The organism is Pyxidicoccus sp. MSG2 (assembly GCF_026626705.1).
Taxonomy (GTDB): domain Bacteria; phylum Myxococcota; class Myxococcia; order Myxococcales; family Myxococcaceae; genus Myxococcus.
Window position 1 is genome coordinate 11158185 of the sequence record NZ_JAPNKC010000001.1, and the last position, 20861, is coordinate 11179045.

The window sequence follows — 20861 nt, forward strand, 5'->3', positions numbered from 1 at the left end:
GATGCGAGCCTTCCTGGACAACCTGCGGCTGGCCCTGGGCACGTTCCTGGGCAACCCGCTGCGCTCGCTGCTGACGCTGCTGGGCATCGTCATCGGCGTGGCGACGGTCATCACCATGATGGGGCTGATTGAAGGGCTCCGCATGAAGGTGAACAAGGACCTGGGCCGCATGGGGGCCCACACCTTCCAGGTGACGAAGTGGCCCGCGGGTGGCTTCGGCCGCATCAACTGGGCGAAGTTCGCCCGGCGGCCCGACATCACCATGGAGGACGTGCACGCCATCGAAGAGGCCTGCCCGTCGGTGGGCGTGGTGGCGCCCGCGGACGACGACGGCGGCCAGAAGGTGGCCACGGCCACCCTGGAGACGCGGCCGTCGGTGCGCATCTTCGGCACGCAGACGAACTACTCGGTGACGAGCGGCCTGTCGCTGGCGTCCGGGCGCTTCTTCAACGAGGTGGAGGCGCTCGACGGGCGCTCCGTGGTGGTGCTGGGCACGGACGTTTCGGACGTGCTCTTTCCCGGCATGGACCCGGTGGGCCACGAGGTGCGCATCAAGGGGCGCCCCTTCCGCGTCATCGGCGTGCTGCAGCGGCGCGGCAGCATGATGGGCATGTTCAGCCTGGACAACCAGGCGATGATGCCGCTGCTCGTCTTCCAGCAGCTCTACGGGAAGAACCGCTCGCTGGACGTCGACGTGCAGGCGAAGGAGCCCGAGCTGTTCCAGAAGGCGCAGGACGAGGTGGCCACGCTGCTGCGCCGCCGCCGGGGCGTGGCGACGAACCTGCCCAACGACTTCGAGATGCACACCAACGAGTCGATGACGGCGTCCTTCAACCAGCTCTCCGTCGTCATCAGCATCGCCGGTGTCGGCGTGTGCCTGCTGTCGCTGGTGGTGGGCGGCATCGGCATCCTGAACATCATGCTGGTGTCGGTGATGGAGCGGACGCGGGAGATTGGCGTGCGCAAGGCGCTGGGCGCGAAGAAGCGGCGCATCCTCGGGCAGTTCGCCACGGAGGCGGTGCTGCTGGCGCTCATGGGCGGTGCCATGGGCGTGGGCCTGGGCTTCTTCCTGGTGTTCCTGGGGAATTGGATGCTGCGCTTCCCCATGGTCGTGCCGCCGTGGGTGGTGGGGCTGGCCCTGTTCATGAGCTGCGGGGTGGGGCTGTTGTTCGGCATCTACCCGGCCGCCCGCGCGGCGAAGCTGGACCCCGTCGAGGCGATGCGCGCGGACTGATGGCCCTCAGTGGGTTGCCTCGCTCGTGGGACTCCGCTACGGGGGAGTCCTACGCGACGCGAGGGACACACGCATGGCGCCACGCATTGGTTCGCTCTGGGACGCGGTGGGGAACACGCCGCTGTTGCGCATCGGCTCGCTGAGCCGCCTGACGGGGTGTGACCTCCTCGGGAAGGCCGAGTTCATGAACCCCGGCGGCAGCATCAAGGACCGCGCCGCCAAGGGGATGATTCGTCGCGCGGAGGAGCAGGGGCTCCTCAAGCCGGGCGGCACGCTCGTCGAGGGCACCGCCGGCAACACCGGCATCGGCCTGGGGCTGCTGGGCCGCGAGCGCGGCTACCGCGTCGTCGTCACCATGCCGGACAACCAGGCCCGCGAGAAGTACGAGTACCTGGAGGCCATGGGCGTGGAGGTCCGCAAGGTGCCCGCGGTGGCCTTCGCCAATCCGCAGCACTTCTTCCACCAGGCCCGCGCCCTGTCCGAGCAGCACGGCTGGTTCTGGGCGAACCAGTTCGAGAACCCGGCCAACGGCGACTTCCACTACGAGACGACGGGGCCGGAAATCTGGGAGCAGTGCGAGGGGAGGGTGGACGTGCTCGTCGCCTCGGTCGGCAGCGGCGGGACGATGTCCGGCGTCAGCCGCTACCTGAAGGAGAAGAACCCGGCGCTGCGCGTGGTGCTGGTGGACCCGCCGGGCTCGGGCCTCTACTGCTTCGTCCGCGAGGGGAAGCTGGAGTGCACCGGTAACTCCATCACCGAGGGCATTGGCATCATGCGCCTCACGGAGAACTTCCGGCGCGCCCGCGTGGACGAGGCCATGCGCCTGGGCGACCAGGACATGCTGGAGATGCTCTACCACCTGGCTCGCGAGGACGCGCTCGTGGTGGGGACGTCCGCCGCCCTCAACGTGCGCGCCGCGTGGGAAATCGCGCGGCGTCACCAGGGCGAGGGGCTGCGCATCGTCACCTTCCTGTGCGACCACGGCAGCCGCTACGCCTCGAAGGTGTTCAACGCGGAGTTCCTCGCCTCCAAGCAGCTGGAGGTGAAGCCGCTGCCGACGGCGGCCTGACGTCACTCCTCGCGCAGCACCGTGAGGCCCCTGTCCGTGAGGACGTACAGCATCGCGGGCTTCACGGTGGTGTCGTAGACGAGCTGCAGCACCTGGTCGCCGCTCACCGTGTCCACGTGGGTGGGCGTCCCGCCGTCCCCGGCGATGCGCCACAGGCCCGCGTCGCTGGTGCCCACGTAGACGCTTCCGTCGTCCGTGGCCGCGAGCGCCGTCACGTTGTCGGAGGGGAGGGCGGTGAGGCGGGTGTAGCTCGCGCTGGAGCGGTCCTTCTGGTCCATGCGCCACAGGCCGAAGTCGCGGCTCCCCACCCAGGTGACGCCCTCCTTCGTGCGGGTGATGGCGCGCCAGTAGTCGAACGTCTCCAGGCTGTTGAGCTGCGCGTTGTGGCCCTTGTAGCGCCAGGGCACGGGGCCGTCCCAGGTGCGCTCCTTGTCGAAGTCCTCCAGCACGCCGTTCGTCTCGAGGATGCCCACCATCCAGTCATTGGCGACCAGCACCTCGCCTTCCGGCCCGATGCCCAGGCCCCAGTTGAAGCCGGCCTGGAGCGAGTCGCCGTCCGCGTACCAGGCGGCGTGGCGGTGGCTGTTGTAGGTGAGGCCGCGCACCAGCGTCACGCCGTGGTTGGTGCCGATGTAGAGGTCCCCCTTGTCGCGCCCGCGCAGCACCCGCTGGCAGGTGAGCACGGAGCGGTCCTCGTCGTAGTGGAAGTCGTTGGTGTTGCGGACGCCGAGTTGCTGGCTGCCGCCGGACACGCCCACGCTGCGCCACAGGTGTTCCTCCAGCGCCACCGTGCCGTCGGACCCCAGGCGCACCGCGTCCAGGTCTCCCTTCTGGTACTCCGCGAAGCGCGCTTCGGTGTAGTGCGGCTCGCCGGGCGCGGGGATGTACGCGTGCGGCTTGTCCGGCACCTCCGACTGCAGTTCGTACGTGTGGTAGCCCACGTAGGCACGACCCGCCTCGCCGCCGCAGATGACGGTGGAGCCAAGCGCCTTCTTGTCCCGTCCGAAGCCCCCCGCGGCCTGGCCCACGCCGCGCGTCCATGTGGGCTCCGTGTCGCCGGGCCGCAGCACGCCAATCTCCGCGCCACGCAGCAGCCAGATGTTGTGCGCCTCGTCGACGCCGACGCTCTTCACCCCGGCGCCGATGCGGAACTCCGCCGAGTAGTTCTTCACCGCGTCCGTGGGCCAGGGGCCCGGGCCGCTCGGCGCGTCCGCGTCGCTCCCATCCTTCGACTCACCGCAGGCGCCCAGTAGCACCGCCGCACCCACCACCGCCCATCCCCAACCGCCGCGCATCCATCCTCCCGGCTGTCTGCTCCTGCCGGAAACACAGCAAGGCGCATGCCCGGCGGGATGGGAACTTCACTTCCCACCGTGGCGACTTCGGGGGAACGCCCGTGGCTCAGGGCTTCGACGCGCACGTCGAACCCTACCGGGGCATGCTCGTCGCAGCCTCCGGCACGTCCTCGTCCGAGGGCAGCCGCCACCGCACGCCCACCAGCCCGCAGTCGCGCACCAGCGCGTCCACCAGCGCGCCGTAGTTCTCCTCCACCCACTGGCGGAAGTAGACGTCGGGCACGGCGAGGATCAGCCTTCCGTCCCGCACGTCGACCGGGTGGGCCTTCTGGAGCCACAGGAGGGCGTAGCGTTTGCCCTGCTCGTGGAGCCGCGTGAGGCACCGCTGCCACGCGCGCCCGGCCTGGGAGGACGTGTCCACGCTGGGAGGCGCGGACAGCTCCGCGGGCTCGGCGGAGTCAGGCTGCTCGTGCGGGACGTAGCGCACCCAGACCTTGGGCGAGCAGAAGGCCACCGACGTCCCCACCGGCTGGCGGGAGCGGCCCCAGTCGGACTGGAGGTAGCCGCGGCAGGCCGTGAGCAGGCGTCCCTCGTCGCCGCCCACCTTCGCCAGGGCGTGGCGGTACCAGTCCGACCAACCGGGAGGTTTGTCCTCGCGGGGTACGCCCCGGAACGCGCGGGTGCGCTCGTCCTGGAAGGTCTCGAAGAAGGACTCCGCCTGGGCCTGGGCGTCCCGGGACGGGGCGGCCGGCTCGGGCGGGAGGGAGACGGGGACCAGGTGGGTGCCGGGCAGGGCGAGCTGCACGGGGTCGATGTCCTCGGACGTGACCTCGTCCGGCGGCGGGGGCGGTGGGACGGGAGCGAGATGTCCCAGGGATGATCCACCCTCCATCACTGCTGCTGCAGAAGAAGAACTCTTCTTCTCCGTCTCTCTCTCCCTCTTCTTTCTAGCGGCGGATGTCCCGGGCGCGTCCGCGGGACGTCCTGCGGACGCGGCGGCCTTGTTGGCGCGCTCCCTGCGCTTTCGCTCGGCCTCCTTCTTCCTCTTTTCGAGGACTTGCACGTAGCGGTCGCAGAGGGTGAGTCGGACGCTGTCGTCCTCGCGCACGAGGATTCCGGTGCGGAGCAGCGCGTCCCAGAAGGCTCCGGGAGCGCCCGTCCAGCGTACGGCGCCCTCGACCGCTTCACACCAGATGGGCTCGTCCGCGGACGCGTCCCGCGGACGTCCTGCGGACGCGGGGAAGGGCTCGAAGCGTCCGGAGGGGAGGGCCTGCACGGCCCAGATCTGGAGCTCCACGATGGCACCGAGGAACGCCCGCCGCTCCATGCCCAGCGAGCGCGCGGCGCCCACCACGGCAAGGCTCATGGGGAAGCCGACGTCCACCTGCACCCAGTCCAACCCGCCCACGGTCATGTCTCCCACGGCCCCACGCTCGAAGCGTTGGGCCCTGCGTGCGTCCGGTGCTCGTCGGTGTCCCCAACCGGTTTCCAGGTGCGCGGGACACCGCTGCGCGCACCTTCCAGGCCTGTCCCACCCTGTCGCACCCCAGGTACAGAGGGGCCCCGGGCGCGTGAGCAGATCGCGGCCCACCACTACGACAGAGACACGTCGCTGATCCAGAGCCGTGCGATCTGCCTCGTCCCGTCGGAGGCATCTACCCCTGGAGTCGTGTGAACCGCCCGTGTTCACACGGCGTGCACCCCGGGAAGGTCGTGATCCGTTTCGGCTCCGCGCCACTACAGCGTGCAACAGGTTTCACGCAGCGCCTGATCCGCGACGGATGGCAAGCCGCTGATCTCACTCGGGGTGATGATCAAGTGGAAGATCCGCGCTGATCCACGGCTCAAAATTTTCTGATCGCGATCAGGCGCCCGCATCAGGTCCGGGAGCGTGCACGGGCGGAGGATGTGGGCATGGGTGGGCCCTGCACGGTTTCTGCACAATCATTCCTCGGGAAGCGCACGAGCGGGTCATCCGGGTTGCACACCGGGCGCCCATCTTGTGCTCATGAACGCTCCGCCACTTCCTCCCCGCTCGCCGCGTGCACCTGACGGAGCCATCCGCAAGGCCCTGCGGTGGCTCGTCGCGCACCACGTCTTCGGCAGCCTCTTCATCGTCGTGTTCGCCACGGCCGTCATCGCCGGGCAGGTGGCGAACCGGACGGACTTCGCGAACTCCGAGCTGGCCGCCGGGGTGGAGGACCGCTGGGGCGCGCCCGTCACCCAGCCCGCGCCGTCGCTGCGCTACGTGCACAGCGGCACCATCTTCACCGAGCTGAAGCCGCTCGCCTTCGACCGGCAGCACGTCCAGGTCAAGGCGCAGATGAACTACCGCAAGCGCGGCCTGCGCTACTTCTCCGGCTTCGACTTCACGCTCGACGCCGACTACGCGGTGGTCAACCGCGAGGGCCGCGACATCGACGTGGCCTTCATCTTCCCCATCGAGATGGACAAGTCCCAGGTGCTCCTCTCGGAGCTCCAGTTCCTCGTCGACGGCAAGGAGTCCAGCCTGGACCTGGGCGAGTCCGGCAACCGCCTGGTGTGGACGGGCCGCATCGCCAAGGACGCCACGTCGCGCTTCTCCATCCGCTACCGCGCCCGGGGCCTCAACTCGTTCGTGTACAAGCTGGACCCGGCGCTGCCCGCCCGCGATGTCCGCGTCCACTTCGCCGTGGAGGGCGGAGAGAACTTCGACTATCCGGCCGGCGTGCTCTCCGCGTCGTCCGTGCAGACGGCGAGCGACGCCGTGACGCTGGACTGGGCCTTCCAGTCGCTCGAGTCCGGTGTGAGCCTGGGCGTCATCCTCCCGTCGGAGAAGACCTTCGACGCCATGGTCTCCCTCATGGCGGGCCGCGCGTGGGTGCCGTTCATCGCGCTGCTGGCGCTGCTCGCCGCGCTCAGCCTGCGCCACCGCCGGCCCATGGCGCTCCACGAGACGTATCTGCTGGCCGCCGTCTACGGCTTCTTCTTCGTGCTGCTTTCGTACCTGGCCGCCTTCATGAACTTCTACGTGGCCTACGCCATCTCCGCCCTGGGACTCGGCGCGGCGGTGGTCGCCTGGGCCCGGTGGCTCTTCCCCAAGGAGCGCCTCGCCGTACTCATCGGCCTGTGGGGCGCGACGCTCATCGTGCCCACCGGCGCCGTCATCCTCGAGGGCTACACCGGCCTCATCTACACGCTGGAGATCCTCGCGGCGCTGCTGGGCCTGATGGTCCTCTCCACCCGCCCCAGCGTGCGCGCCTTCCTCTCCGATTTGTCGCAGCCCGGTGAGCCGCCGCGTGGCGCCGTCGCCGCCGCTGTTCCCGCCACCCCCGTCACCCCGGAAGCGAGCTGAGCCGCCATGTGGACCCTTCCTCTCGTCGTCGGACTGCTGCTGGGCACGGCTGATGCCTCGATTCCCTCCGGTACCGCCACCGTGCCACTGGAGCAGCTCATTCCCCTCTACGCGCAGCGCGAGTCCGCACCGCCCGCACCGCCTCCCACGGAGGCCCTGGTGAAGAGCTCGCTCAAGGGCCGCCTCTCCGCGGACACCCTGCACGTGGAGGGCCAGTTCGACGTGGAGGTGCTCGCGGACAAGCGCTGGACGCAGGTGCGCCTGCTCCAGCTCGACGCGGACACGTACCCCAGCGAGCTGCCCACGCTGGATGACGCCACGGTGGGCGTGGTGGATGGCTACCTCTGCCTCCTCACCCGCAAGGCCGGACGTTATGCCTTCGAGGTGGGCCTTGCCGTGCGCTCGCCGGGCGCGGGCCCCATGCGCCGCGCGCAGCTTCGCTTCGGGCCAGGCGTCGCGCCGGTGCCGCTGACGCTGGAGGCGGACGCCGCCGTCTTCACGCTTCAGGAGCCGCTGTCCGTCTCGGACGGTGAAGCCTGGTCCGTCTACCCCGTGCAGGGCGCCTTGCGCGTCGGCTGGCGCGCGGCCGTGGCGCAGGTGGAGCAGAGCCCGAAGCAGCAGGTCCGCCCGCCGCTGGAGCCGCGCATCACCGAGGCCACCGCGTCCTGGGTGTCCACGCTGGAGGGCCGCGCCACGCTGCGCGTCAGCTACGCGCTGAGCCTGGACCGCGAGCAGCCGCTGGAGCTGGAGCTGCCCGAGGGCCACCGACTGGAGCGCATCACCCTCAACTCCATCCCCGTGCCCGTGGAGACGCAGGATGGCACGCTGAAGCTGAAGGCCGTGCCCGCGCGGCTCGGCGAGACGGCAGGCACGCTGGAGGTGGTGCTGGCGCGCGAGCTGGGCGTCTTCCACCTCTCCGGTCGGCTGAAGCTGGCGCTGCCGCGCGTCTCATGGCCGGTGGCCCAGCTGCGCGCCCGCGCGCACTTCCCCGCGGTGTTCAACTACCGCCGCGAGGGTGGCAGCCTGGAGCAGGTGGAACCCGAGGCCGCCGCCGCGGCCAGTCCGACTGAGGCGGGTCTGCCCGGCAAGGAGCTGCAGTTCCGCCAGTACCTCGTGGCGGCCTCCGCGCCCACGCTGGAGCTGGGCTACTCGGTGGACATCTCCAACAGCTACTTCCGCTGAAGCACCGGTACGGGCGCCGCCACCACCGCGAAGGCGGCGCCCGGGTCCTGGGGCTGCGCGGGCAGCAGCTCCAGCCCCGCGCCGAAGGCCCGCAACATGGACTGGGCGATGGTCAGTCCCAGCCCCGTGCCGCCCCGCTCGCGCGCGGTGGTGAAGAAGGCGTCGAAGATGCGCGCGCGGTTGGCCTCGGAGATGCCGCGCCCGTTGTCCCGCACCACCACGCGCACCGGGCCGGCGCCGTCCGACTCCACCGCCAGGTCCACGCGCACTGTTTCACCGCCGTGCTGGCGCGCGTTGGTGACGAGCTGCCAGAGCACGTCGTCCAGCACCTCGGCCGGAAGCGGGAGCTGGAGCCCCGTGGGGACAGGCGCCACGTGTACGTCCGCCACACCGTCCACGCGGGCCCGGGCGGCGAGTGACTCCAGCAGCGGGGCCACCTCCACCCGCGAGGGCGTGGCCGTCATCGAGTCCGCGCGCGCCAGCTCCAGCAGCCGCTGCACCAGCCGCGTGAGGCGCCGCGCGTCCGCGTCGACGTTGGCGAGGAACCGCGCCCGCTGCTCCGGCGACATGACGTCCGCGCTGTCCCGCAGCAGCTCCACCGCGCCCTGGATGGAGGCCAGCGGCGTCTTGAACTCGTGCGACACGTTGGCGGCGAAGGAGCGGATGTACTGGTTCCTGTCCCGCAGCGCGGTGGCCATGCCCGCGAGCGCCTCGGACAATTCGGCCAGCTCGGCGACCACGGGGCGCGCCACCGGCTCGAAGCCCGACGGGTCGCTCACGGCGATGGCGCGCGTCTGCTTCACCAGCGCCCGCACCGGGCGGCCCACCAGCGCGCCCGCGGCCAGCGACATCAAGGCCACCGCGCCCACCAACACGAGGCCCGTGGCGGAGAGGTTCCACCGGTCCGCGTAGACGGCCTTGGCGAACGTCATCGGCGTGCGGGCCAGCACCACCGCACCCCAGACGCGGTCTCCCATCAGCACGGGCAGGGCCACCGAGACGCGGATGCCCGTGTCCCGGCTGAGCGAGGCCAGGGGCGTGTCCTCGGGTTCGGCGTAGCGGCGGCGCAGCACGCTGGCCGGTTCTCCGCGCAGGGCCCGCTGCACCTCCGGACGGTCCGCCAGGGAGGTGCCGAGCACCTCCGGGCTGCTGCTACCCACGACGACGCCCTCCGTGTCCACCACGCGGATGCCGGCCAACGTCGTGGCCCGTACCTGTTCGAGCAACGGGTTGAGCCGCGTGCCGGCTCCCTGGGCCAGAGGCTCCGCGGGCACGCGTGATGGCGCGGGCGTCTCGTCTGGCGGGAGCGGTACGTCCGACGCCTTCAGCGAGGGGAGGATGGGCTTCAGCCGCTTGTCGTCGGGAATGGGGAAGGGCCAGGGGGAGATTCGCACCCGGCCGTAGGTCTCCGCGTGGACCGCTTCGCTGAGCTGCTCGCGGAAGACCTGCGCCACCACCGCGCCCTGGGCGATGAGCTCCGACTCCGTCTGCCGGATGAGCTGGTCGTCGTAGACGCGCACGAAGGACAGGCCCCCGAGCGTGAGCATGAAGCCGGCCACGCCCACCGCGGCGAAGACCATCCACAGGCGCGGGCGCGCGCGCCGGCTAGGGGAGGGCGAGTCGATAGCCGAGGCCATGCACCGTCTCGATGACTTCTCCGCCCGCCGCGGAGAACTTCTGCCGCACCCGTCGCACGTGGCTGTCGATGGTGCGGTCGCTCACCACCACATCGTCATAGACGCGCGTCATCAGCTCGTCACGGGTGAACACCTTGCCGGGCACGCGCAGCAGCGTGGCGAGCAACTGGAACTCCGTGACGGTGAGCACCACCTCCTGCTCGCCCCACCACGCACGCCAGCGCTCCGCGTCCATGCGCAGCGGGCCGCGCTCCTGCATCCGCGACGCGGAAGGAACGGGCTCCGGCGGGGTGGTTTGAGCAGGGCGCGCGCGCCGCAGCACCGCCTTCACGCGCGCCACCAATTCACGCGGGCTGAAGGGCTTGGTGAGGTAGTCGTCGCCTCCCAATTCGAGCCCGAGGATGCGGTCCACCTCGTCGTCGCGCGAGGAGAGGAAGACGATGGGCAGCTCGTGCTTGCGCCGCACCTCGCGGCACACGGCGAGCCCGTCCAGTTCCGGCATCATGATGTCCAGGACGATGAGCGCGGGCACCGAGCGCTGCACCTGGGCCAGGGCGGCGCGGCCATCCGCGGCCTCCTCCACGTGGAAGCCTCCCTGCTCCAGCGCGAAGCGGACGATTTCCCGCAGGTGCGGATCATCATCGACGACCAGGACGGTGGGACGTTCAGCCACGGGCGCGGAGTCTACACCCGGTACGACAGGCCGCGGATCCAGTCGAGGCGCCGACACCACGCCTTCAGGTGAAGCAACGAGCGGCGACTCCAATGTTGAAGCCAGAAGGGCGGGGTACCTCATCGGGTACCCCGCCGGGTGTTACCACCGCCGCGAACGCCGGCGGGGACGAGGAATCGCCACCGCGGCGGCGATCAGCAGAATGACTGGAATGAACACGAGCATCGTCTGAGCCATCACCGTCGCCCTCCTTTCAGGAAGTCGCGCACTATTGCGTCCCCCTCTGACGTGCCGTCCGGGGCTTTCCTGAAAACACCGTCAAACAGGAACGTGACAGCCGGAGCGGATGCGGGCCGCTCCTCCTGTTGTGCGGTGGGCCTGTCAGCTCTACGACGGGGGCGCGCGCCCATTGCATCCGGGGCACTGCCTCCCTGTGTTCGAGCGGTGACGTCTACAGCAGCTCGCGGGTGATGACCTCGGAGCGCTCCGTGTCGTTCCAGGTCACCTTCCGCGTCTCGCGGCCATTGAAGTACATGGCCTCCTTGTCGCTGATGAGCTTGCGGATGGTGACGCGCGACAGGAACTGGCTGTCATCCACCCCGTGGGTCAGCTCGTAGCGGGGGACGGCCGTGGGGACCTCGCCCAGGCGGACGCGAATCTCGCCCACGGTGTCCACGTAGTCGGCCAGGCACTCCAATTGGTTGAGCGCGCGCCGCAGCACCTTGTCGGTGCGCTTGCTGATGACCCGGTCCCAGAAGAGGTAGCCGGCGCCCAGCGTGGCCGCGCTGGTGAAGAAGATGAAGAAGTTCAGCGCCGGGTCCAGGTAGCGGTTGTGCGTGAGTCCCTGGTCGGCGGCGGCCTCGGCGAGGATGTCCTTCATGGACTCCACCGCCGTGCGGTGCGCCATCTGCGTCCACTCGCGCGCGTCCTTCTCCGCGCCGAGCAGCAGCCAGCAGAAGCCCAGGTGCAGGGCGATGAGCGACGTGCGCGCCTTGTCGCGCTCCATGCCCAGCGCGTCCGTGAAGCTGTTGCGCGCGGCCTTGAGCAGCTCGAGCCGGTCGTCACGCGTGCGGTGGGGCTTGAGCGCTGCTTCCAGGTGGATGCGGCCCGCGTGGAAGGGACCTTCCTGGAGCTGCTTCACATCGCGGTGGAGCTGGCGCAGCAGCGTGAGCTGCTCCTCTTGCGTCCCGAGCAGCGTCTCCAGCAGCGTCGCCGCGGCCGCGTCACCGAGGCCGGCGCCCGCCTGCTTCGGAACCGCCAAGACGAGCTCGTCCCACCTGGCCATGCGCGGACTCCCATGTGCTGTGGTGACCATGATGTTGATGCCCCCCTGCACATCCGAGTCTGCCACAACGCGCGCGAGGTCCAGCATCCACGGCCCACGACTCGCGCACGTCAGCCGCGCGGCGCCGCGCCGAGGGCCGAGAGGAAGCGCAGCGCTTTCAGACTCGGCATAAAAAAATACCCGCCTCCTCTGGTGGTCACGAAGCGCTGGAGGTCGGCGACGCACTGGCGTACCGGTTTCTCGGGGATCAACAGTCTTCCGCCACCGTCTCCCGACAACGGGTCCTCCGCGCCTTCCACCCCTCCGAGCTGGTCAAAGTGGACCCAGCTGCGCTGGATGAACTCGAATTGCCGGCCCAGGCTCGCGTTGAGCGCGAGGAAGAGGAGGCCCTTTCCGCCGTCGTCTTCGTAGCTGAAGCCGCGTCGCATCAGCCGGTGGCGCCGCGTCACCTCCATCGAGGCCTCGCGCGAGGGGGGCAGCGCGTCGCGCGGGTTGCACCGCCGCGCGTGTGCCGTCACCGGGCAGCCGAAGCCGTGCAGGTCATCGCGCGCGTACCGGAAGCTGTTGTCCACGCCCTTCGCGCTGCTGCGCGAAACGACGGGCGGCTTCGCCTTGTCGCGAAAGAGGAACGGAAGGAAGCGGTGCAGCGGGCAGCGCTTCGCGGACGTCAGCGGAGCGCCGTTGCGCCAGCGGCCCACCAGCTTCGCCGCCAGCCACTCGCGGCGGTTCTCTGGCGTGCCCTTCGGCGCGAGCGCGGCGTTCCTGTCGAGGAAGCGCTCGAACTCGCGCACGTCCTGCTCCAGCTTGCGCACCACGAGGTAGCTGCCGTTGTGGCCCAGCTCCTTCCAGCCCGTATGGCCCGGGCTGTCCCGCAGCACGTCCTCGACGTCGAGCCGCCGGGGCACACAGGGCGACAGCGGGTACTCCTCGTACTCGTTGGCGTGGCCGAGGATGAACTCCCCTCGCTTCAAGGGCCGGTCGTAGTCGCGAGGGTGTCCACCGGGTTCCTTGAAGCCTTCGATGCGCGGCTGCGACAGCCCGTCCAGGAAGCCGAAGTGGTCGCGGAAGTAGCCGGGCGGGTCATCGGGCCGCTGCTCGCGGTGGCCCCGCTGCACGTAGACCTTTCGCAGGCCCTGAGCGGTGGCGCGCATCTCGTGGTCATGGAGCAGCCGGTCCATCCGCTCGCCATCCGAGGCGTAGAGCAGCAGCAGCACGTGGAGGTCGTCCTCGTGGCGCGTGCCGCCCAGCTCCCATCGGTCCGGGTCATTGGCCTCCACGTCGCGCAGGTGCTCGCGCGCACGGCGTGCCATGCCCTCGCGCAGCTCGAAGGGAAGGGTGGCCAGCACCTCCTCCGGCAGCCCGAGCGTCGCGAGGCCCCGGGGCGTCAGCGCGAGGTTGACGCGCGAGTAGTGCCTGTCCTGCTCGCGCGTCCTGCGCTGGTGCTCCAGCGGGTCCGAGGAGGTGATGGTGTCGCGGGCCAGCTCGCCGAGCCACTGACGGCAGCGCTCCGCATCGTCGATGCGCAGGAAGAGCAGCGCCAGCTCGCGCATCTCCCGGTAGCCGTGCAGCAGCAGGCCCTGCACGTCGCTCAAGTCGAGCTCGGCGGAAGGCTCAGGCGACGGCGTGCTGCTCCGGGACGAGGTGCGACCGGAGTCCAGGTGGGTTGAGTACACGGGGCTTCCTCCAGGGCTTCCGCCACCGCTCACGGAGGGCGGCGGAGAGCGCGGACAGTGAGAAACCAAGCAGGGCCGGGAAGCGCAGCAGCGCGCGGCCTGGATCGCAGGCGCCCCGGGACAGGAACGCGGTGAAGGCCCGGCGCGCGGCCCAGTCCCGCAGTGGCCGGTCGATGTGCTCTCGCGCGAGCAACTCCCTCAGCCGGAGCGCGTCGTGCAGCAGGAGGACGGAGTGTCGCTGGTAGGGGCCGCCGTCCAGGGCGGCGCTGTACCAGACGCGGGTGGGGAACTCGTGCCCGCGCAGCCACGCCTTGAAGGGCTCCACGGGCAGCCGCAGCTCCCAGCCTCCCCACCACTTCCGCCGGGGGAACAGTCCCCGCGTCTTGTCGGGGAACCCGTCCGTCCGGCTCCAGATGAGCTCCAGGAAGGCGCGCACGTCCGCGTGGTCCACGAACGCGTCGATGTACGCCTCCCAGCTGTCGTCGTAGTTGCTGAGGAAGATGAGGTGGTGCGGCCCTTCGTCCCCGTCCGAGTGCAGCAGCCAGCGCGCGCAGTGGATGGTCTGGATGTGGTTCATCCCCACGACGTAGCGGCTCAGGCGCCTGTCCACGCTGGGCAGCGCCGCCTCGGCCAGCTTCACCGCCAGCGGGCCTCCGGTGACGCGCGTCACGTGCACCATCGGGTTCTGCACCATGGCGTCGGAAGGCGGCGGAGGACTCCGCGTCGCGGTCAGCTCCGGTGCGCAAGGGCTGTAGTCCCGCGGTGGCCGATTCGCGCCGGACAGCCACAGGCGCAGCCGCAGCGACATCACCCGGGGCAGGGAGCGCGCGTAGCGCTGGAAGGGATACGCCAGCGTGGCCAGGGCCGCGTCGCGGCGCGCGGTGGTGAGCCGCTGGCCCCAGCCGGCGTCGAACACGGTGGACGAGACGGACAGTGCCACGTCGCGCAGCTCGCGGTGCAGGTGTGGCAGCTCGCCACGCCCGCCGCGCCAGGGCGTCTCCGCGAGCAGGCGGGCCCGCGCGTCCAGGTGCCGGTTCACCTCGCGCAGCACGTCCACCGACTCTCGCAGTTCCTCGGGTGCCTCGAAGCGATAGGCGAAGTCCACGTGTCGCGTGGTGGCCGCCATCCGGTGGTGCAGCAGGTACGCCTCCACCGTGTCAGGGGCCTCGAGGCCTTCCTCGGGATAGTCGCGGCACGCGCGGTAGAGGTCGTCGAACACGGTGGCGGCGCGGGCCCCGTGCGCGCGCAGGTCCGAGAGCCAGGAGACGAGTGCATGAACGAGCCTCCGGTCGAGCTCGAGCAGGTCTCCGTCGTCTCCCGGCGCGGTGAAGTCGGCGGCGAAGAGGAGGCGGAGGTCCTTCGTGTCCTGCTCCGGCCCGGGCGCTGTCAGGTCGATGATGGCCCAGCGCGCGAAGTGCAGGCCGGGCACGCCGGAGAAGAGCGCCGTGCGCAGCCGCGCGGCCTCCGCCAGCGAACTCTCGAGGGCCGTGAGCGCGCCCGGCTGGATGCGCGTGATGACGGTCGCTGTGCCATGGCGCATGGACGTCCCCCCGGGATTCGGACTCCCTCGGAGCGAATCCCCACGCCCCTGATGTGACGCCGGCCGGAGCCGGGGAGAACGGCGCGGCACCAGGGCCGCGCCTGCTCGACCCGCCCCGGGGAACGAGGGCAGGCAGGTGTGGCGATGCCTGCCCCGGACCCGAGGGTGATGCGAGCCCCCGTGCTGTGAGGACGGCCAGGGCAGCCACCAGGCGGTTCCTTGTTGTGCCCGGACACCGTTCCTAACGTGAACAGGGGTGGCCGCCGGGCGCGAGCCGTGACCGGGGGGGAATTCGGCGATGCCAGACAGGACCGGTGACGAGAACAGATACGAGCGCACCGCATCGGGGCGGGACTCCGAGCTGGAAGCGCACGACCGCGAGGACTTCGAGGACACCTTCCTGCGCAGCGTGGCGCGGGCCTCGGTGCCCCCACGCCTGCCCGTGCCCGGTATGCGGTTGGGAGACCGGGACGGAGGGCGCTACGAGGTGCTGGAGGAGCTGGGCGGCGGCGCCATGGGACAGGTCTTCCGCGCCCGGGACATGGTGCTGCAGCGGGCCGTGGCGCTGAAGTTCCTCATCCCCCACGAGTCGCTCGCCGAGGCGCCGATGCTCGCCCTCCTGCGGCAGGAGGGACGGGCGATTGCCCAGCTGGACCATGAGCACATCGTCCGCATCTTCAACGTGGACGTCTGGAGCAGCGAGCCGGGGGAGCCCCCGGTCCCCTTCCTCGTCATGGAGTGCCTGGAGGGCGAGTCCCTGTCCGCGCTCCTGCGCCGCGGGCGGCCCGGGCCGCGCAAGGCGATGGAGATTCTCGACGCGGTGGCCGCCGGACTGGCGCACGCGCACGAGCACCACATCGTCCACCGCGACCTCAAGCCCAGCAACGTCTTCATCACCCGCAAGGGCGTGGTGAAGATCCTCGACTTCGGCCTCGCGTGGCTCGCCGCCGCCAGCGCGCCGCCCGACGTGTCGCTGTCCACCGCGGGCACGCCCCCGTACATGTCACCCGAGCAGTGGCGCGGCGGGGCGCAGGACGCGCGCACGGACCTGTGGTCCGCCGGCATCCTGTTGTTCGAGATGCTCACGGGTGAGCCACCGTATTCGGGCAGCCCGGAGGAGATCCGCACGCGCGTCATGTCGTCGGATCCGGCGCCCTCGGTGCGCGAGCGCGTCCCGGCGCTGCCGGAGGCGGTGGACCGACTGCTGGCGTCGCTGCTGGCGAAGTCCGCGTCGGAGCGGCTCGGCTCGGCGGTGGAGCTGCGCGAGCGGCTGCGGCAGGTGGAGGAGGGACTCGCCCCCCGACACCGGATGCCGCGGAGCGCGGCGCCGCAGCGGCGGCAGGTGACGCTGGTGGCGTGCAGGCTCGCGGACGTCGCGGGGCTGACGGCGCGGTTGGACCCGGAGGACGTGAGCGAGCTGGAGGCCACGTTCCACCGGAGCTGCTCGGAGGTCATCCAGGAGCACGGCGGCTCCGTCGTCCTATGTGTGGGCGAGGAGGTACTCGGTTGCTTCGGTCACCCGGTGGCGCGGGAGGACGACTCGGAGCGCGGGGTGAACGCGGGGCTGCGTGTGGCGTCAGCCCTGGCGCCCGCGCTCCAAGAGTTGCTGTTGCTGCCGCCGGGCCGCGAGCTGGCCCTGCAGGTGGGCATCCACACGGACATGGTGGTGATGGACGGCGCGTCCATCCAGGGCGAGGCCCCGCGCATGGCCACCTGGCTGGCGCGTCAGGCGCAGCCGGGCACGGTGTACGTCAGCGACGCCACGCTGGCGCTGGTGCGCGGCGCCTTCGTCACCCAGCCCATGGAGCCCCTGCACTTCACCGGCCTGTCCGGCGTGCGCGACGTGCCGGTGCACCAGGTGCTGCGCCCGCGCCGTGCCGCGAGCCGGTTCGACCGCAAGCTCGTGGCGCGTCCGCTCACCCCGCTGGTGGGGCGGCGCGCGGAGCTGCAGTGCCTGCTGGGCTGGTGGGAGGAGGCGCGGGCCGGGCATGGAGTCTGCGGCCTCATCTCCGGTGAGGCGGGCATGGGCAAGTCGCGCCTGCTGCGCGAGGTGCGCGAGCGCGTGCCGCCCTTCACCGCGCTCCGGCTGCGGTGCCAGTGCTGGCCCCAGTCGAGCACCAGTGCCTTCGCTCCCATCATCGACCTGCTGCGCCACCTGCTCCAACTGGACACGCAGGGCACGCCGACGCAGCACAAGGCGCGGCTGGAGGCGGGGCTGGGCGCGCTCGGCCTGGGGCACCAGCGTACGTGGGTGCTGTCCGGCCTGGTGGGTCTGTCCGGGGCGGAGAGCGCGCCGCACCTGCGCTATACGCCGGACCGGCTGAAGCAGGAGACACTGGAGTCGCTGACGGCCCTGTTGCTGCGGCTGGCGGAGGAGCGGCCGGTGCTCGCGGAAGTGGAGGACCTGCACTGGGCGGACCCGTCCACGCTCGAGCTGCTGGGCGTCCTCCTGGAGCGGCTGCCTCGCTCGCGCACGTGCCTGCTGCTCACCGCGCGCCCGGACTTCCGCCCACCGTGGCCCAGGAGCCCGAGCATCCGCCGGCTCTCACTGGAGCGACTGCCGGCCGCCATTGCCGGAGAGCTGGTGCGCAAGGCGGCGGGACGCCAGGGGCTTCCCTCGGAGACGGTGGCGCGCCTGGTGGCCCGCACGGATGGCGTTCCCCTCTTCGCGAGGAACTGACGCGCACCGTGGTGGAGCGTCCTGCCGCTGAGTCGGGGTCGCCGCCAGCCCTGGCCTCGTCCGTGCCGCTGTCCCTGCGCGAGCTGCTGCTCACGCGGCTGGACCGGCTGCCCGCGTCGCAGAAGGAGCTGGCGCAGCTGTGCGCCGTGGTGGGGCGCGGCTTCTCGCAAGCGCTGCTGGCGTCGTTGTCCGGCCGGAGCGACGCGGCGTTGCGCCAGGACCTGTCCGGGCTCGTCGCGGAGGGACTGCTCCAGACCGAGGAGGGGTCCGAGCCGCGGTTCAGCTTCCGGCATGCGCTCATCCAGGACGCGGCGTCGGACTCGCTGCCCCGGCACCAGCGGCGGCAGTACCACCGGCGCGTTGCCCGGGTGCTGGCGGAGCAGTTCCCCGAGATGTCCGACGCACAGCCGGAGCTGTTGGCCTGCCACTACACGGAGTCGGGGCAGGTGGAGGCGGCGCTGCGCTGGTGGGTGCGCGCGGGCGAGCTGGCCAGTCGCCGCTCGGCCAACGTGGAGGCCCTCAGCCACTTCTGGCGGGCGGTGGAGCTGCTGCGCACGCTGCCCGTCACGCGCGAGCGTGCCGGGCAGGAGTTGAAGTTGCTCATCGCCTTGGAGCTGCCGCTGGTGCAGGTGCAGGGCTACCACTCCGCCGAGGGCGAGCAGGTGTACACGCGGGTGCGGTCGCTGATGCGGGAGCTGGAGGAGGATCTGCCCCGACTGGACCCTCCCTATTGGGTGATCTACGCGTATGCCTTCGCGCGGGCCCGGTGGGACGAGGCGCACGAGGTGGCGGAGCGGCTGGTGCGGCTGGGCCGCCGCCATGGCCAGAAGGAACTGCTGGCGATCGGCTACCGGATGATGGCCACCGACTTCTTCACCTGGGGCCAGGTGCGCGAAGCGCTGGAGCACGTGGAGCTGGCGCTCGCGTTCTCCGACTTCGGGCTGGAGCAGCATCAGGCGCTGGCGGTGAAGCACTGGGTCAACCCGCGCGTGGCGGCCCTGGCCTACGGCGCGGTGGTGCATGCAGTGGTGGACGCGCCGGACCGCTCGCGTGAGTACGGGCGCCAGGCCCTGCGGCTGTCCATGGACATCGGCCACCACAACACGACGGCCTTCGCGCTGCTGTACGCGTCGGTGGCGTGCCAGCTGCGCCGCGAGCCGCGCGAGGCGCTGGAGCTGTGCGACCGCAACATCACACTGTCTCGTGAGCACCACTTCCGCCTGTGGCTGGGCTGGGCCTCGCTCATCCGGGGGTGGGCGCAGTCGATGATGGGCAATGCGCGCGAGGGCCTGGCGGTGATGGAGTCCGCCCTGGCGCAGTGGCGGCGCTCCGGCTTCGAGGCGGGTCTGCCGCATGACCTGGGCATGCTGGCGGAAATCCACCTGCTGCTGGGGCAGTCGGACGCGGCGCTGGAGGCGGTGCACGAGGCGCTCGAGCGGGCCGAGTCGACACGCGAGGTCTCCTACGAGGCGGTGCTGCTGGGGCTGGAGGCGGAGGCGCTGCGGGGCCTGGGGCGGGAGGCGGAGGCGCGTGAGGCGTTCGCCCGGGCGTTGCGGGTGGCGGAGGACCAGGGCGCGCTGGGCTACGGCAGGTTGGTGCGGGAGCGGCGGATCGGCCGTCCGCAGGTGGACATGCCGCTGTCGCCAGGCGCGCAGGCGGAGGGCCCGGCCCCCCTCGCGTGAGGGGAGCGGGCGCGAGCCGGGGCGTGTCACGGAGCGCGCGGGGGCACTCCTTCCGTCGGGGAAAGCGGAGGAGCGTGACGTGATGACATCTCCGATGATGGATGGGGGCGCGGACGCCGATGCGGCGGCTGCTCGCGAGCAGGTGGAAGCGCAGCTCCACGCGCACTGCCTGCAGGGGGAGTACGGCCAGGCGGTGGAGCTGGCGATGCGTGCCTACGGGCCGGAGATACGCCGGCTGATGGCGTCCGTGCTCCACCACCCCGAGCTGGCGAAGGATGCCTTCAGCCTCTTCAGCGAGAATCTCCTCAAGGGCTTGCCGGGCTTCCGGTGGGAGAGCTCGTTCCGGACGTGGGCGTACCGGCTGGCGCGCAATGCCTGCTACCACCAGCTGCACGCGCCGGCGGCACGCGAGCAGCCGGTGAGCGAGCCGGCGGCGAACGAGGCGCAGCGGCAGCGCACGGATACCCAGCCCTGGCGGCGCACCGTGGTGAAGGAGCGCTTCCGCGCGTTGCGGGAGCAGTTGGAGCCGCACGAGCGGATGCTGCTCATGCTGCGCGTGGACCAGCGCCTGCCCTGGACGGAGATTGCCCGGGTGATGGCGGAGCCGGACGAGTCCGTCACCCGCGATGCCCTGAATCGTCGCGCCACCGCGCTGCGCCAGCAGTTCCAGCGTGTGAAGGCGCGGCTGCGCTCGCTCGCAATCGAGCAGGGCGTCATCCCGGCCGACCGGCTGGACTCGTAGGGGCTACTCGGTGCGGCCCGGGGCGGGCGCGAGGTACATGCGGAAGCGTGTCACCGGCCGGTAGCCCATGCGGCGGTAGACGGGCAGGCCGGCGTCCGTGGCGTGCAGCACGGTGCGCTCGATGCCCCAGTCACGCCGGGCCGCGGCGAGCGCGTGCCGCATGACGGACTCGGCGCCGCCCTGGCGACGGTACGGGGGCAGCGTGGCGACCATGGCGACGTAGGCCACTCCGTCCACGCGCAGCACCGCCGCGCTGGTGGCGGCCTCGCCGTCCCGGCAGCCGACGAAGCCCTGGTGGTCCGGCCCGTAGAGGGACTCCACGGCGAAGGCCTCGCGGCCCACGTCGCGCGGCACGTCGTAGCAGGACGCGTTGATGTCCGAGAGCGCCTCGCGCGTCCACGCGTCCGTCACCGGGCGGAGGTCGAACGGGGAAGGGGAATGGACGGGCTCGACCAGTCGCTCGGCCACCATGCCGGTGGCGGTCATCGCGGGCTTGAGCCCGTACCAGGCCAGGATGGACTCGGCGCGCTCGCGCACCTGGGGGGCCATCCAGTCGTCGCCCAGCACGAAGGCCCAGCCGTGCCGGCCCTGGGCGAAGTAGCGCGCCGCGGAGGCGACGGACGCCGAGAGCGCCTGCTCCGTCGCCACGGGCGCGCGCAGGAAGGCCGCGTTCATCAGCGCCCAGGACACGTGGCCCGCGGCGATGAACACCTCGGGCCGCTCCACCACCTCGCCCGCCGGACTCCCCAGCGCGAGCAGCTTCCAGGAACCCCGGTACTGCGCATGGGACTCGTCAATCTCTGCTCGCGTGACGGTAGACATGGGGGCTCCTGGG

Annotated in this window: 15 protein-coding genes; 7 read left to right on the forward strand and 8 right to left on the reverse strand. The window is 71.2% G+C overall.

Going from position 1 to position 20861, the window contains the following annotated elements; genetic code table 11:
* The first annotated feature begins 1 nt into the window (after position 1).
* Both OV427_RS43165 and OV427_RS43170 read left to right on the forward strand, forming a co-directional pair.
* Positions 2-1234 (forward strand): ABC transporter permease, encoded by a 1233-nt coding sequence (locus tag OV427_RS43165; RefSeq protein WP_267862069.1) that lies wholly within the window; start codon positions 2-4, stop codon positions 1232-1234.
* A gap of 73 nt (positions 1235-1307) precedes the next feature.
* Positions 1308-2303: a cysteine synthase A gene (locus OV427_RS43170; RefSeq protein ID WP_267862070.1), complete on the forward strand. Its 996-nt coding sequence runs from the start codon at positions 1308-1310 to the stop codon at positions 2301-2303.
* 2 nt (positions 2304-2305) lie between these two features.
* Here OV427_RS43170 and OV427_RS43175 read toward each other — a convergent pair whose 3' ends face one another.
* Entirely contained in the window at positions 2306-3598 is a 1293-nt protein-coding gene (locus OV427_RS43175) for a hypothetical protein (protein WP_267862071.1), read from the reverse strand.
* Positions 3599-3731: 133 nt separating this feature from the next.
* A complete protein-coding gene (locus OV427_RS43180) occupies positions 3732-5012 on the reverse strand; it encodes a DnaA N-terminal domain-containing protein (RefSeq protein ID WP_267863573.1) in 1281 nt (426 codons plus the stop codon).
* A gap of 594 nt (positions 5013-5606) precedes the next feature.
* Between OV427_RS43180 and OV427_RS43185 the strand changes: the two genes are divergently transcribed.
* Complete coding sequence (locus OV427_RS43185; protein ID WP_267862072.1) at positions 5607-6932, forward strand: hypothetical protein; 1326 nt, start codon at positions 5607-5609, stop codon at positions 6930-6932.
* 6 nt (positions 6933-6938) lie between these two features.
* On the forward strand, positions 6939-8114 hold the full coding sequence (locus OV427_RS43190; protein WP_267862073.1) for a hypothetical protein: 1176 nt from the start codon (positions 6939-6941) through the stop codon (positions 8112-8114).
* Here OV427_RS43190 and OV427_RS43195 read toward each other — a convergent pair.
* From OV427_RS43195 to OV427_RS43215, 5 genes are all read right to left on the reverse strand, one after another.
* On the reverse strand, positions 8102-9751 hold the full coding sequence (locus tag OV427_RS43195) for a sensor histidine kinase (protein ID WP_267862074.1): 1650 nt from the start codon (positions 9749-9751) through the stop codon (positions 8102-8104). The two genes, OV427_RS43190 and OV427_RS43195, sit on opposite strands and share 13 nt — an antisense overlap.
* Positions 9720-10424 (reverse strand): response regulator transcription factor, encoded by a 705-nt coding sequence (locus OV427_RS43200; RefSeq protein WP_267862075.1) that lies wholly within the window; start codon positions 10422-10424, stop codon positions 9720-9722. The genes OV427_RS43195 and OV427_RS43200 overlap by 32 nt, the downstream gene beginning before the upstream one ends.
* A gap of 451 nt (positions 10425-10875) precedes the next feature.
* Entirely contained in the window at positions 10876-11709 is an 834-nt protein-coding gene (locus OV427_RS43205) for a hypothetical protein (protein ID WP_267862076.1), read from the reverse strand.
* A gap of 110 nt (positions 11710-11819) precedes the next feature.
* A complete protein-coding gene (locus OV427_RS43210) occupies positions 11820-13382 on the reverse strand; it encodes a Dyp-type peroxidase (protein WP_267862077.1) in 1563 nt (520 codons plus the stop codon).
* Positions 13321-14922: a hypothetical protein gene (locus OV427_RS43215; RefSeq protein ID WP_267862078.1), complete on the reverse strand. Its 1602-nt coding sequence runs from the start codon at positions 14920-14922 to the stop codon at positions 13321-13323. Before OV427_RS43215 ends, OV427_RS43210 begins: the two co-directional genes overlap by 62 nt.
* Before the next feature lie 298 nt (positions 14923-15220).
* Here OV427_RS43215 and OV427_RS43220 point away from each other — a divergent pair, with 298 nt between their 5' ends.
* The 3 genes from OV427_RS43220 (at position 15221) to OV427_RS43230 (ending at position 20026) form a co-directional block, all read left to right on the forward strand.
* Positions 15221-17602, forward strand: a complete 2382-nt coding sequence (locus OV427_RS43220) for a protein kinase domain-containing protein (RefSeq protein ID WP_267862079.1) — start codon at positions 15221-15223, stop codon at positions 17600-17602.
* 8 nt (positions 17603-17610) lie between these two features.
* The gene (locus OV427_RS43225; protein WP_267862080.1) at positions 17611-19284 is read left to right on the forward strand and encodes an ATP-binding protein; all 1674 of its coding nucleotides are present in this window, start codon (positions 17611-17613) and stop codon (positions 19282-19284) included.
* Between the two features lie 82 nt (positions 19285-19366).
* Positions 19367-20026 carry an RNA polymerase sigma factor gene (locus OV427_RS43230; RefSeq protein ID WP_267862081.1) on the forward strand — a complete coding sequence of 220 codons (660 nt, stop codon included), beginning with the start codon at positions 19367-19369 and terminating at the stop codon, positions 20024-20026.
* Between the two features lie 3 nt (positions 20027-20029).
* Here the strand turns inward: OV427_RS43230 and OV427_RS43235 are convergent, their stop codons facing one another.
* Positions 20030-20848 (reverse strand): GNAT family N-acetyltransferase, encoded by an 819-nt coding sequence (locus OV427_RS43235; protein ID WP_267862082.1) that lies wholly within the window; start codon positions 20846-20848, stop codon positions 20030-20032.
* Positions 20849-20861 lie beyond the last annotated feature (13 nt).

Excerpts from the sequence above, each read along its gene's own strand:
- OV427_RS43220 (WP_267862079.1), top strand. The coding sequence starts at position 15,221 with ATGCCAGACAGGACCGGTGACGAGAACAGATACGAGCGCACCGCATCG.
- OV427_RS43230 (WP_267862081.1), top strand. The coding sequence starts at position 19,367 with ATGACATCTCCGATGATGGATGGGGGCGCGGACGCCGATGCGGCGGCT.
- OV427_RS43235 (WP_267862082.1), bottom strand. The coding sequence starts at position 20,848 with ATGTCTACCGTCACGCGAGCAGAGATTGACGAGTCCCATGCGCAGTAC.
- OV427_RS43185 (WP_267862072.1), top strand. The coding sequence starts at position 5,607 with ATGAACGCTCCGCCACTTCCTCCCCGCTCGCCGCGTGCACCTGACGGA.
- OV427_RS43170 (WP_267862070.1), top strand. The coding sequence starts at position 1,308 with ATGGCGCCACGCATTGGTTCGCTCTGGGACGCGGTGGGGAACACGCCG.
- OV427_RS43215 (WP_267862078.1), bottom strand. The coding sequence starts at position 14,922 with ATGCGCCATGGCACAGCGACCGTCATCACGCGCATCCAGCCGGGCGCG.
- OV427_RS43175 (WP_267862071.1), bottom strand. The coding sequence starts at position 3,598 with ATGCGCGGCGGTTGGGGATGGGCGGTGGTGGGTGCGGCGGTGCTACTG.
- OV427_RS43180 (WP_267863573.1), bottom strand. The coding sequence starts at position 5,012 with ATGACCGTGGGCGGGTTGGACTGGGTGCAGGTGGACGTCGGCTTCCCC.
- OV427_RS43165 (WP_267862069.1), top strand. The coding sequence starts at position 2 with ATGCGAGCCTTCCTGGACAACCTGCGGCTGGCCCTGGGCACGTTCCTG.
- OV427_RS43205 (WP_267862076.1), bottom strand. The coding sequence starts at position 11,709 with ATGGCCAGGTGGGACGAGCTCGTCTTGGCGGTTCCGAAGCAGGCGGGC.
- OV427_RS43195 (WP_267862074.1), bottom strand. The coding sequence starts at position 9,751 with ATGGCCTCGGCTATCGACTCGCCCTCCCCTAGCCGGCGCGCGCGCCCG.
- OV427_RS43190 (WP_267862073.1), top strand. The coding sequence starts at position 6,939 with ATGTGGACCCTTCCTCTCGTCGTCGGACTGCTGCTGGGCACGGCTGAT.